General features: G+C 73.9%; 5 protein-coding genes. 3 read left to right on the top strand and 2 right to left on the bottom strand.

All coding sequences use genetic code 11. The annotated features are described in order from the left end of the window. Window positions 1-7,358 (bottom strand): type I polyketide synthase (locus JK364_RS45780; protein ID WP_201857367.1); only part of this gene is annotated, 7,358 nt, incomplete at its 3' end. A 421-nt stretch (window positions 7,359-7,779) separates the two neighbouring features. Here JK364_RS45780 and rsgA point away from each other — a divergent pair. Further along, entirely contained in the window at window positions 7,780-8,943 is a 1,164-nt protein-coding gene (rsgA, locus tag JK364_RS45775; protein ID WP_201857366.1) for a ribosome small subunit-dependent GTPase A, read from the top strand. 147 nt (window positions 8,944-9,090) lie between these two features. On the opposite strand, the gene JK364_RS45770 is transcribed toward rsgA, so the two are convergent. After that, window positions 9,091-9,489 (bottom strand): PPOX class F420-dependent oxidoreductase, encoded by a 399-nt coding sequence (locus JK364_RS45770; protein WP_201857365.1) that lies wholly within the window; start codon window positions 9,487-9,489, stop codon window positions 9,091-9,093. A 195-nt stretch (window positions 9,490-9,684) separates the two neighbouring features. Between JK364_RS45770 and JK364_RS45765 the strand changes: the two genes are divergently transcribed. Beyond that, complete coding sequence (locus JK364_RS45765) at window positions 9,685-11,136, top strand: dihydrolipoyl dehydrogenase family protein (protein WP_201857364.1); 1,452 nt, start codon at window positions 9,685-9,687, stop codon at window positions 11,134-11,136. Between the two features lie 1,596 nt (window positions 11,137-12,732). Further along, on the top strand, window positions 12,733-13,728 hold the full coding sequence (locus JK364_RS56140; protein ID WP_230993534.1) for a protein phosphatase 2C domain-containing protein: 996 nt from the start codon (window positions 12,733-12,735) through the stop codon (window positions 13,726-13,728). Window positions 13,729-13,762: the final 34 nt, after the last annotated feature.

Here is a 13,762-nt window from a genome sequence, read left to right as displayed (position 1 = left end):
CCCGTGGTCTCCGTCACCAGCCGCACCGCACCGGATGCCCAATCCACCTGCGGTGTCGGCTCGTCCACATGCAGTGTGCGTGGCACCACACCGTGGCGCAGGGCCAGCACCATCTTGATGACGCTCGCGACCCCGGCCGTCGCGCCGGTGTGGCCGACGTGGGCCTTCATCGAGCCCAGCAGCGCGGGGTGGTCGGCGGATCGGTCCTGGCCGTACGTGGCGAGCAGCGCCTGTGCCTCGATGGGGTCGCCCAGCGCCGTACCCGTCCCGTGTGCCTCGATCACATCGACGTCGGACGGCGTGAGACGTGCGTTCGCCAACGCCTGGCGGATGACGGCCTGTTGGGAGGGGCCGTTGGGCGCGGTGAGGCCGTTGGAGGCACCGTCCTGGTTGATCGCCGTGCCACGGATGACGGCCATCACTTGGTGGCCGTTGCGGCGGGCCTCCGACAGCCGTTCGACCAGCAGCACGCCCACGCCCTCCGCCCACGCGGTGCCGTCCGCCGCCGCCGCGAAGGGCTTGCAGCGGCCGTCGGGGGCGAGCCCGCGCTGATGGCTGAACTCGGTGAACACACCCGGTGTGGAGATCACCGAGACGCCGCCCACGAGGGCCATCCCGCAGTCGCCGTTGCGCAGCGCCTGTACGGCCAGATGCAGCGCCACCAGGGAGGACGAACACGCCGTGTCCACCGTGACGGCCGGTCCGGTCAGCCCGAAGCTGTAGGCGATCCGGCCGGATGCCACGCTTCCCGCCGCTCCGGTGAAGAGGTAGCCCTCGGACCCCTCGGTGTCGGCGCCCGCACCGCCGTAGCCGTGCGGTACGAGGCCGATGAAGACCCCGGTACGGCTGCCACGCAGCGACAGCGGGTCGATGCCCGCGTGTTCCAGGGCCTCCCAGGAGGTCTCCAGCAGCAGCCGCTGCTGGGGGTCCATCGCCATCGCCTCGCGCGGCGAGATGCCGAAGAAGTCGGCATCGAAGTCGGCGGCGTCCGGGAGGAATCCGCCCTCGTGGACATAGCTGCTGCCGGGGCGTTGCGGGTCGGGGTGGTGGAGCGCGTCGAGATCCCAGCCGCGGTCCGCCGGGAACGCGGAGAGCGTGTCCTGCTCGGACAGCAGCAGCCGCCACAGGTCCTCGGGCGACCGTACGCCCGCGGGGAAGCGGCAGCTCGTGGCCACGATCGCGATCGGCTCGTCCAGGGCGGCGGCCGCTCCTGGGACGACGGCGCCCGGCGCGTACGAGGAGCCCGCTCCCGCGGTGTCCCCGCCCGTGAGCCGGTCCAGCAGATGCCGGGCCAGTGTCAGGGGCGTCGGATAGTCGAAGACGACGGACGGCGCGAGGGCCACACCCGTGGCCACGGCCAGCCGGTTCCGCAACTCCACGGCGGTCAGCGAGTCGAAGCCGAGATCCCGGAAGACCTTCCGCGTCTCCACCTCGCCGTCCACCGACGACAGGCCCAGCACGGCCGCCGCGTGGCGGCACACCTCGTCCAGCACCACCCGTAGCCGGGGCGCGCCCTCGGCCGTGTCGGCCACCCGTCGTGCGAAGCCGTCGAGCGCCTCGGGCCCTTCGGTCGTCACGGCGGCGGACGGCAGATCGACCCGCACGGCGGAGGCGGGGCCGACGGGCGCGAGCCAGTAGCGCTCGCGCTGGAAGGCGTAGGTGGGCAGATCGATGGCCGTGGCGTCGCCGGGTGCGAACACCGCCGCCCAGCCGGGGGCCACGCCATGGGCCCACAGGGTGGCGAGGGCGCTGAGGAGCTGCCGGACGCCACCCTGGTCACGGCGCAGAGTGCCGGTGGCGAACACGGGCTGGTCGGCGGCGTAACCGGTCTCCTCGACGGCGGTGGTGAGGACGGGGTGGGGGCTGGACTCCAGGAAGAGGGTGTGGCCGTCGGCCGGCAATGTCCGCAGCGTGTCGTGGAAGCGGACCTGTTCGCGCAGGTTGCGGTACCAGTACTCGGCGTCGAGCGTGCCGCCGTCGATGAGGGTGGCGGTGACGGTGGAGTACATGGGGATGTCGCCGGAGTGGGGGGTGATGGGCGCGGTGAGCTGGAGGAGCTGTTCCCGGATGCGTTCGACGTGCGGGGTGTGGGAGGCGTAGTCGACGGCGATCGCACGGGTCCGGACCCCGGTGGCCTCGGCCTTCGCCGTGGCCTCGGCGAGCCCGGTGGGGCTCCCGGCGATGACGGTGGAGGTGGGCCCGTTGACGGCCGCGATCCAGACGTCGTCGCGGCCGGTCAGCAGGTCGTGTGTCTGGTCGGCGGAGGTGGCGAGGGAGACCATGCCGCCGTGTCCGGCCAGTTCCTGGGCGATGAGGCGGCTGCGCAGGGCCACGAGCCGCGCGCCGTCCTCCAACGAGAGCACACCGGCTGCGCACGCGGCGGCGATCTCGCCCTGGGAGTGGCCGATGACGGCCGAGGGCTCGATGCCGAGCGAGCGCCACACCTGGGCCAGGGACACCATGACGGCCCAGAGGGCGGGCTGGACGACATCCACCCGCTCCAGCGCCGCCTCATCACCGGTCGCCCGCAGTACGTCGAGCAGACCCCAGTCGGTGTGCGGGGCCAGCGCCTGGGCGCAGCGGTCGATGGATTCGGCGAACACGGGTGAGGCGTCGAGCAGTTCGGCGGCCATGCCGACCCACTGCGACCCCTGCCCCGGAAAGACGAACACCGGACCGGCGGCCGACCCGGCGGACACCCCGGCCACCACATGAGCGGAGGGCTCACCGGCGGCGATCGCGTCCAGCCCGGCCAGGAAGTCGTCCCGGCCCCCGGCCACCACCACCGCACGGTGTTCCATGGCGGCCCGTTGCGTCGCCAGCGCCCACCCGATGTCCGACGGTATGGCGTCGGAGGTGGCGGCGAACGCACCCAGCCGGGCCGCCTGCGCCCGCAACGCGGCGGGCGTACGGCCCGACACCACCCACGGCAGCACACCCTCCGTCTCGACGAGCGGATGGGCGGGACGGGTGGCGCGGGCGCGGGCGCGGGCGGCGGCGGGGGCGCGGGCGGGCGCGGGGGCCGGTGGGGCCTGTTCCAGGACCACATGGGCGTTGGTCCCGCTGATGCCGAACGACGAGACTCCGGCCCGCCGCGCCCGTCCGGCCTCCGGCCACGGACGCCCCTCCGTCACCAGCTCCACACCACTGGAGGCCCAGTCCACATGCGGGGTCGGCTCGTCCACATGCAGCGTGGCGGGGACGACACCGTGGCGCATCGCCATGATCGCCTTGATGACGCCCGCGACTCCGGCCGCCGCCTGGGTGTGGCCGATGTTGGACTTCACCGACCCCAGCAGTGCGGGCCGTTCGGCGGGCCGGTCCCGGCCGTACGTGGCGAGCAGCGCCTGTGCCTCGATCGGATCGCCGAGCGCCGTTCCCGTGCCGTGTGCCTCGATCACATCCACATCGGACGCCGACAGGCCCGCGTCCGCCAGCGCCTGCCGGACCACCTGCTCCTGGGAGCGGCCGTTGGGCGCGGTGAGGCCGTTGGAGGCGCCGTCCTGGTTGACCGCCGTGCCACGGATGACGGCCATCACCTGGTGGCCGTTGCGGTGGGCGTCCGACAGCCGCTCCACCAGGAGCATGCCGACGCCCTCCGCCATTCCGGTGCCATCGGCCCCGGCCGCGAACGCCTTGCACCGGCCGTCGCGGGCCAGCCCGCCCTGGCGGCTGAACTCGGTGAAGATTCCCGGGGTGTTGAGGATGGTGACGCCACCGGCCAGGGCCAGCGAGGACTCCCCCCGCCGCAGCGACTGCACCGCCAGGTGCAGGGCCACCAGCGATGACGAGCAGGCGGTGTCCAGGGTGATGGCGGGCCCGGTGAGCCCGAGCAGATAGGCGATACGGCCGGAGGCGACACTGGCGGTCTTGCCGGTGAGGAGATAGCCGTCCACCGCCTCCGGCGCCTCGTGCAGCCGTGGCCCGTACTCCTGGTCCATGGTGCCGACGAACACACCGGTACGGGTGGCGCGCAGCGCGTCGGGCGCGATGCCCGCGCGCTCCAGCAGCTCCCAGGAGGTCTCCAGCAGCAGCCGCTGCTGAGGGTCCATCGCCAGGGCCTCGCGCGGGGAGATACCGAAGAAGCGGGCGTCGAAGTCCGTGGCCCCGTCGATGAATCCACCGCTCCGGGCGAAGCTGCTGCCGGTGCTGTTGGTGTCCTCGGTGCCCTCGGTGCCGTGCAGCCGTTCCAGATCCCAGCCGCGGTCGTCCGGGAACGGCGAGATGGCGTCCCGTCCGTCCGCCACCAGTCGCCACAGGTCCGCCGGGGAGTGCACCCCACCGGGGAGGCGGCAGCTCATCGCGATGATGGCGATCGGCTCGTCGTCGGGGGCGGCCACCGCCGCGGATGTGGCGGAAGGGCCGTCGGCGGTGAGGTGTTCCGCGAGCCTGGCCGGGGTCGGGTGGCTGAAGAGCGCGGCGGGGGTGAGGCGGGTGCCCAGCGCGGCGTTGACGCGGTTGCACAGCTCGCTGAGCGAGATCGAGTCGAAGCCGAGATCCTTGAAGGTCCGTCCGGTGTCGAGTCCGGCCACCGTCGTATGTCCGAGGACGGCGGCGGCCTGGGCCCGTACTTGATGGGCCACATCAAGGCCCGGAGCACCTGCGGCCCCCGGGGCGGCATCCGTGGCCGCCGGAGACGCGACGGCGTCGAACCAGTGGCGCCGCCGCTGGAAGACACGGCCGGGCAGCTCCGCCCGGCGGGCGCCGGTCCCCGCGAACAGCTTCCCCCAGTCGGGGGCGGCCCCACGCACCCACAGCTCGGCCAGCGAGAGCAGTAGCCGCCGCGTGCCGCCCTCGCCCCGGCGCAGAGTGCCGACGGCGAGGCCGCCCGTGTCCTGGACGGCGGTAGTGAGGACGGGGTGCGAACTGCTCTCCAGGAAGAGGGAGTTGCCGTCCGTGAGCAGGTTCTGGACGGTGTCGTGGAAGCGGACCTGTTCGCGGAGGTTGCGGTACCAGTACTCGGCGTCCAGCGCCTCGCCCGCGATGGGGGCGGTGGTGACGGTCGAGTACATCGGTACGTCCCCGGCTCGCGGCGCGACCGGCGCCGCGAGCCGCAGGAACTCCTCACGGATCGCCTCGACATGCGGGGTGTGCGAGGCATACGCCGTGGCCACCCGGCGATGGCGCAGCCCGGCGGCCTCCGCCCTGGCCGTGACCTCGGCCAGCCCCTCCGGGCTGCCCCCGACCACCGTCGCGCCAGGGCCGTTGACCGCGGCGATCCATACGTCGTCCCGGTCCGCGAACAGCTCGGCCGCCCGCTCCTCCGAAGCGCCGATGGACGCGAGACCACCCCGGCCGATCAGCGCCCCCGCGATCCGGCTGCGTACGGCGATCAGCCGGGCACCGTCCTCCAGGGACAGCGCTCCGGCCACGCATGCGGCCGCGATCTCACCCTGCGAGTGGCCGACGACGGCCGACGGGACGACGCCGAGCGAACGCCACACCCGCGTCAGCGAGACCATCACGGCCCAGAGCGCGGGCTGCAGCACCTCCGCGCGCTCCAGCGCGGCGCCGTCCTCGGTGTCCCGCAGTACGTCGAGGAGGTCCCAGTCGGTGTGCGGGGCCAGGGCTCGGGCGCAGCGGTCGATGGATTCGGCGAATACAGGTGAGGCGTCGAGCAGTTCGGCGGCCATGCCCACCCACTGCGAGCCCTGCCCCGGGAAGACGAACACCGGACCCGCGGCCGACTCGTCGGCCACCCCGTTGACCACATGGGCGGACGGCTCACCGGAGGCCAGCGCGTCCAGCCCGGCCAGGAACCCATCGCGGTCCCCGGCCACCACCACGGCACGGTGCTCCAGGGCCGTCCGGTGCTCGGCGAGCGACCATCCGATGTCGGCGGGGGAGACGCCGCCGTCCGCGGAACTGTCCGCGGAGCCGTCTGCGGAACCGTCCGCCGATCCACCCGCCGATCCGCCCGCCGCGAACGATCGCAACTGGGCGGCCTGCGCCCGCAGCCCGATCGCCGTGCGCCCCGAGATCACCCACGGCAGTACGTCACCGCCCCACCCGCCCGCAACGCCCTCGGCGAGCGGGGCCACCGGAGCCTGCTCCACGACGACATGGGCGTTGGTCCCGCCGACGCCGAAGGACGACACCCCCGCGATCAGCGGTACGTCCGGGCGCGGCCACGCCGACAGCTCGGTCTGCACCCGCAGATTCCACTCCTCCAGCGGAATCGCGAGGTTGGGGGAGTGGAAGTTGAGGCTGGGCGGGAGATGCGCCGCCTTCAGGGAGAGCAGGACCTTGATCAGGCCGGTGATCCCCGCGGCCCCTTCCAGATGGCCCACGTTCGTCTTGGCGGACCCTACCAGCAGCGGACGGTCCTTCGTGCGCGCCGCGCCGATCGCCTCGGCCAGCGCCGCAGCCTCGATGGGGTCGCCGACGGGCGTGCCGGTGCCGTGCAGTTCGACGTACTGCACCTCGTCGGGGCCGACCCCGGCCGCGGCGTACGCCCGGCGCAACACCTCCGCCTGGGCGGTCCGGCTGGGGGTGGTGAGGCTGTCCCCGCCGCCGTCGTTGTTGACCGCGCCGCCGCGCAGCACCCCATGGATCCGGTCGCCGTCGGCGAGCGCGCGGGCGAGGGGTTTGAGCAGCACCACACCGCCACCCTCGCCGCGGACGAAGCCGTTGGCCCGGGCGTCGAAGGTGTAACACGCGCCGTCGGGGGAGAGCCCGCCGAAGCGTGCGGCGCTCAGCGCGCCGTCGTACGCGAGATTGAGGTGGACCCCGCCCGCGAGCGCGGTGTCGCATTCGCCGTTGCGCAGGCTCTGGGCGGCGGTGTGCACCGCGACCAGCGAGGACGACTGGCCCGAGTCCACCACCATGCTGGGGCCGCGGGTGCCCAGCAGATAGGAGAGCCGGTTGGCGATCATGCCGCGCTGGAGGCCGGTCAAGGTGTGATGGGTGACCGCGGAGTCGCCGCCGTGCCGCCGCAGCAGCGTGGCGTAGTCGTCGTTGATGGCGCCGACGAACACCCCCGTCCGCCCTTGGGCGAGCCGGGCCGGTGTGAGGCCCGCGTCCTCCAGGGTTTCCCAGCCCAGTTCGAGCATCAGCCGCTGCTGGGGGTCCATGGCGGCGGCCTCGCGCGGCGATATGCCGAAGAAGTCGGCGTCGAAGTGGTCGACCTCGTCGAGGAAGGCGCCGAATTCCGTCCCGGCTTCGGCTTCGGCTTCGGTTCGGGCCCCGGACCCGCCGTCGGATTGACGCGGAGTCCATCGATCTTCCGGTACGGACGTGATCGCGTCCGTACCCTCGCTGAGCAGACGCCAGAATTCCCCGGGCGTCCGGGCACCCGGTAAACGACAAGAGAAACCGATGATCGCTACCGAATCATGGACATCGTGATGCCATGCCAAATCGGCGACTGTGGACAACTAGGTACACTCCCCCGTGACCTGGTGACCTGACCCGTTTATCGCGCGTGAAAACAAAGATCAACTGTCGCGAAGGTACCTCAGCGTCCGGCGGGTGCGCAAGCATGTTCGGGAGCCGTTGCCCGGGGTCATGTTCCCCTGGTCACAGGGCGGTTGAGGGCGGCCCTTTCGTTTCCAACGAAAGAAAAAATGGATGGCGCCCCGTGCGGGGATGGGCTACGGTTTCTCCGTTCCGTGCGGGCCGTGATGGTCCGTGTTGCCGTGCGTTGAGGAAAGCAGGAGGTGAGGACATTGATGACGGTCTCGGTGGCGAGCGCCGCTCGCGTTCAGGAGTTCCTCATTTCCACCCCTGCGGTCTCCGGCTGACACCTCTTCGGAGGCCGCCCTTCGAAGGGTTTCCTCCGTGTTCAGCACTTCTTCCAGCTCTTCCGGCTCTTCCAGCTCTTCTGACTCCTCTGACCTCTCTGGCCTCTCTGACTCCGCGTCTCCGTACTCCCTCGCCGCCTATGGCTGGGACGACGGCTGGGCGGAGACGTTCGCCCCGTACGCCGCACAGGGCCTGGTGCCCGGCCGGGTGATCCGGGTGGACCGTGGCCAGTGCGATCTGGTCACACCGGGCGGCCCGGCGCGGGCCGACACCGAGCTGGTGACACCGCGCGATCCGATGCGGATCGTGTGCACCGGCGACTGGGCCGCCGTGGACGCCGAGGGCGATCCGCGTTACGTCCGTACGCTGCTGCCACGCCGTACCGCCCTCGTACGGTCCACCTCCTCCAAGCGCTCGGACGGCCAGGTGCTGGCGGCCAACGTCGACCACGCCGTCATCGCCGTCTCCCTCGCCGCCGAGCTCGACCTGGGGCGGGTGGAGCGGTTCACCGCGCTGGCCTGGGAGAGCGGCGCCCAGCCGCTGCTCGTCCTCACCAAGGCCGATCTGGTGCCCGACCCGGACACCCTCGCCCATCTGGTGTCCGACACCGAGATGGCGGCGCCCGGTGTGCGGGTGCTGCCGGTCAGCTCCGCGGCGGGGGACGGGCTGGAGGAGCTCGGCGCCCTGCTCGCCTCCGGCACCTCGGTGCTGCTCGGCCAGTCCGGGGCGGGCAAGTCCACGCTGGCGAACGCGCTGGTGGGCGAGGCCGTCCAGGACGTACGGGCGATCCGCGACAGCGACGGCAAGGGGCGGCACACCACGACCACCCGCGATCTGCTGCCCCTGCCCTCGGGCGGGGTGCTGATCGACACTCCGGGGCTGCGCGGGGTGGGGCTGTGGGACGCCGAGGGCGGTGTCGCACAGGCGTTCGCCGAGATCGAGGAGCTCGCCGAGCGGTGCCGCTTCCCCGACTGCGCCCACCAGGCCGAACCCGGGTGCGCGGTGCTCGCCGCGATCGACGACGGGTCGCTGCCGGAGCGGCGGCTGGAGAGCTACCGCAAGCTGCTCCGCGAGAACGAGCGGCTCGCGGCCCGTACGGACGCGCGGCTGCGCGCCGAGCTGCGGCGGGATTGGAAGCAGCGGCAGGCGCTCGGCCGCCACATGATGGAGCGCAAGCGGGGGCCGATGCGCGGGCGGTAGCGGTACGCCCTGGGCCGCCCGGGGCCGCCCTGGGCCGCCCGGGGTCGACCGGGGTCGACCGGGGCCACTCGGGGCTGACCGGGACCGGCACGGCCCCGGTCAGCTCACGCTCCGGTCAGCTCACGCTCCGGTCAGCTCACGCTCCGGTCAGCTCATGCTCCGGGTCTTCGCCCCGGGCACGTCCTCCAGGCCCCAGCTGTACACCCAGCGCGGATGGATCCGGATGACCTCGTCGCTCAGCTGGGCGCCGAGGTCATGCGGCCCCGTGCGCCGCTCCGCCTCGCCACGGATCTCCACCCCGCACACCATCCACGGCCGCTCGCTCACCAGGCTGTCGACGACCAGCGCCACCTTCGGATTCGTCCCGGTGTTGCGCCACTTCTTCGTCCTGCCCATGGCGTAGCCGCCGATGTCGACCGTGCCGTCCTCGTTGAGGAAGAACGCCACCGGGTTCGCCTGCGGCTGGCCCCGCGCGTCCACGGTGGCCAGCCGGCCGATCCGCTGCGATCTGAGGTAGCCGGTCTCGGGTTCGGTGAAAACAGTCATGCGATCACTGTCGCGCGGCCGCGCCCCGTACGCAGGGAACGCCCGGTCCCGGCCCCCGACCGGGGCCTCCCGGTGCCGGGAGCGCTCGGCCGAAACGCCGATTGGGGTGGCTGTGGGCGGTAACTCGACGCCACGATGACCCTGCGAGGCCCCGGAGGCCCTGCGACGGTGATACGAGCGAGAGAGCGGGTTGCGATGAATCAGGCCACGGACGAGTACGACGTCATCGTGCTGGGCGCGGGCCCGGTCGGTGAGAATCTGGCCGACCGGACCCGCGCCGCCGGGCTGTCCACGGTGATCGTGGAGCGGGAGCTGGTCGGTGGTGAGTGTTCGTACTGGGCCTGCGTCCCCAGTAAGTCGCTGCTGCGCCCGGTGCTCGCGCGGGCCGAGGCACGCCAGGTGCCGGGGCTGCGGGAGGCGGTCGGCGGGCCGCTGGCGGCGGCCGATGTCTTCGCCCACCGCGACAAGGAGGTCGGCAACTGGAAGGACGACGGTGCGCTCACCTGGCTGGAGTCGGCCGGGATCGACCTGGTGCGCGGCCATGGGCGGCTGGTCGGGCCGCGGCGGGTCGCGGTGACGCCGCCGGACGGCTCCGGCGGCGAGGAGCGGACCCTCACCGCCCGCCACGCGGTGGCCGTCTGCACCGGCACCCGGGCCGCGCTGCCCGACATGCCCGGGATCGCCGAGGCCCGGCCCTGGACCAGCCGGGAGGCCACCAGCTCCGGCACGGTGCCGGAGCGGCTGATCATCGTGGGTGGTGGTGTGGTGGCCGCCGAGATGGCCACGGCCTGGTGCGGCCTCGGCTCGCGCGTCACGGTGCTGGTGCGCGGTTCCGGGCTGCTGAACCGGATCGAGCCGTTCGCGGGCGAACTGGTCGCCGAGACGCTGCGGGAGGCCGGGGCCGAGATCCGCACCGGTACGTCGGTGAAGGGGCTCGCCCGGCCGGGCGGGGCGGAGGGACCGGTCACGGTGATCCTGGAGAGCGGGGAACAGCTCGAGGCGGACGAGGTGCTCTTCGCCACCGGACGCGCCCCGCACACCGCGGACGTGGGCCTCGAGACGGTGGGGCTCGAACCGGGCGGCTGGCTGACGGTCGACGAGACCTGCCGCGTGACGGACGTCCCCGACGGCTGGCTGTACGCGGCGGGCGACGTCAACCACCGAGCGCTCCTCACCCACCAGGGCAAATACCAGGCGCGCATCGCGGGCGCGGCGATCGGGGCACGCGCGCGGGGCGTCGAGCGGCTGGACACGAGCCGCTGGGGCGAATACGCGACGACCGCGGACGAGGCGGCCGTACCGCAGGTCGTCTTCACCGATCCGGAGGTCGCCGCGGTCGGGCTGACCGCGGAGCAGGCCGAGTCCGAGGGCCGCAGCATCCGCGTCGTCGACTACGACATGGGCCAGGTCGAGGGCGCGGTCCTCTACGCGGACGGCTACCGCGGCCGCGCCCGCATGATCGTCGACCTGGACCGGGGCCACCTGATCGGCGTCACCTTCGTGGGCCCCGGGGTCAGCGAACTGCTCCACTCGGCGACGGTGGCGGTAGCGGGCGAGGTCCCCATCAACCGCCTCTGGCACGCGGTGCCGTCGTTCCCCACGATCAGCGAGATCTGGCTGCGGCTGCTGGAGGCGTACCGGGGGTGAGGGCGCGGGGCTGATTGGGCCCCGGGGCCGCCTGGTCGCCCTGGGCCCGGCCCTGGCCCCGGCTCCCGGCCCGGCCACCTACCCGCCCTCGGCTCGCGGGGTCCCACACCCTGCTCCTCGGGTTCGCCCCCGGCGGCGTTCACGTCTTACGCCGGGGGCGGGCAGCGGGCTCGTCCCCGACGCTCCGCCCCGGGCGCAGGGGCGGGCCGCTTGCAGGGGCGGGCCGCTTGCGGGGGCGGGCCCGCTTGCGGCGCCGGGCTCCTGGGGCCCAACGGGTGAGCGCGCTCGCGTTTGCTTGAGCGGATCTTGGGCGGGCCTCGGGCCGGTCATCGCGTGGTGTTCCCGTGGAGCCTCCCTGTGGACAATGTGGGGATGAGCCAGCAGGGCGACCGACGCCGTCATGAGGACGACTGGTGGGGCGAGTTGTACGACCCGCGTCGTGCCGACGCGGGGCCCGCGGCGGCCTCCGACTCCGTGGACGACCGGTTCGACTCGGCCTCCCGCACGCTCGCCGGCGACGAGGACGCCGGTCATCAGAGACCGGCCGCGGGCGCCCCCTGGGGCCCGCGGACGGGGGAGCCGGGCGGTGCCGCCCCGGGCTCCGACGCCGACGCCGGAGGTGGCCCGCAGGGGTGGCGATCTCCCGCCGACGAGGAGCCCGGTGCCACACTGCCCACCCAGGACCGTGCGGGGTCCGGCGCCGGGCCGGGACGTACGGGGCCGGGCGCTGCCGCGTGGGGTGGCGCGGGCTCGGGGACCGAACAGGGCGACGAGGGGCCCGGCGCCTCGCCCTCGCAGCGGGGCTACGCGGGGTCTGGGGCAACCCCGCCCTCCGACGGCCGCGAGGGTTCCGATGCGAGGCCGGGACGTACGGAACCGGGCGCCCCATGGGGTGGCGCGGGAGCCGGTGCCGCCCAGGGCGGCGCGGATCCCAGGGAGGCACTCGGCCGCCCGGATCCAAGCGAAGCACCGGGACGTACCGGCCCGGCGAGCGCACCCGGACGCACCGACTCGGGCGCACCCGGACGTACCGACTCGGGCGCACCCGGATGTACCGACTCGGGCGCACCCGGACGCACCGACTCGGGGAGCGCGCCCGGGCCCACGAGCCGGGGGAGCGCGCCGGGACCCACGAGGCAGGGAAGTCCGCCCGGAACCAGGAGTTCGGCGGGCACGCCCGGGCCCACCAGTCGGGGGAGCTCACCCGGACCCGCGAGCCGGTCGGGCGCGCCTGGATCCACGAACCCGTCGGGCACGCCCAGCTCCACGAGCTCGGCGGGCACGCCCGGATCCACAAACCCGTCGGGCACGCCCAGTTCCACGGGCCCGGCGGGCGCACCGGGGCCCACCAGCCCGGGAAGCGCGTCCGGACGCACCGGCCCGGCAGGCGCACCTGGCCCCATCGCCCCCATCACCCCCGCCGGCCCGTCCAGGCGCGCCGGGGTGTCCGGGCGCGCCGGGGTGTCCGGGCCGCCCTCGCCGTCCTCGGGGCCGCGTGGGGCCGGGGTGCCGCCTCCGCCGGAGGCGGCGCTCCAAGACGATCCGGCGCGGCCCTGGCGGGCCGCTGCCGCCTCGTATGTCGGGGACCAGCCGCCCATGTACGAGACCGAGCCGACCACGCTTCCCGTCACCGATCCGGAGGATCTCCGGGATGTGGTGCCCGACACCGTGTTGGAGGGCGCCCGGTACGGCACGCTGACGCTGCGGGCCGCGTCGTTGCGCGGGGACGCGGCCCGTTACCGGGGTGAGCCACGGCGGGACGCGTTGCTCGCGGTGCGGTTCGGGACCGGGGACAGCGCCCTTCTCCTCGTGGCCGTGGCGAGCGGGCAGCGGGCGGCCCCGGGGGCGCACCGGGTGGCGCGTGAGCTGTGCGAGTGGATCGCCGGGGCGGTCGGCGGCAATCAGGCCCGGCTGACGGAAGACATCCACACCGCCAACCGCGGCGCCCTCAGTTCCGGGCTGCACCGGCTCACCGACCGTGCCTACGGGCGGCTGCGCGCCGGCGCGACCGTACGTGGCCTGGCCCCCGCCGACCACACCGCCTCGGTGCGCTGCCTCCTGCTCCCGGCGCATCCGGCCTGCCGTACCCGGGTGTTTTTCGGCGTCGGCGACGGCGGGCTCTTCCGGCTGCGGGACGGCGCCTGGCAGGACCTGGAACCCGACGGGGGCGAGCGGGACACCGTCGGCGGACCCGTCATCGGCTACGGGAGTGGTCGCCCGCCCGGCCGGCGACCGAGCCCCGACCCCGACCCCGCCTCCGCCTCCGACCCCGCCTCCGCCTCCGACCCCGCCTCCGCCTCCGCCTCCGACCCCGCCTCCGACCCCGACGCCACGCCGCCACCCGAGTCCGGCGAGCCCGTCCACGGGCTCTTCCGGTTCCGTGCCTCCGTCGCCCGGCCGGGCGACACCCTGCTGCTGTGCAGTGCGGGCCTCGCCGAGCCCCTGCGCGGCGAGGCCGCCCTCGCCGATCGCCTGGCCGAACGCTGGGACACCGCGGACGCGCCGGGTCTCGCCGCGTTCCTCGCCGATGCCCAGACCGGGGTGAAGGGCTACGCCGACGACCGTACGGCGGCCGCCGTCTGGGAGGCGTAAGCGCGCCGTCCATGGGTTGATGGACGAAAGGTCA

It is taken from the genome of Streptomyces endocoffeicus, from assembly GCF_016741935.1.
GTDB lineage: Bacteria > Actinomycetota > Actinomycetes > Streptomycetales > Streptomycetaceae > Streptomyces > Streptomyces endocoffeicus.
This window is presented reverse-complemented; position numbering and strand designations above follow the sequence as displayed.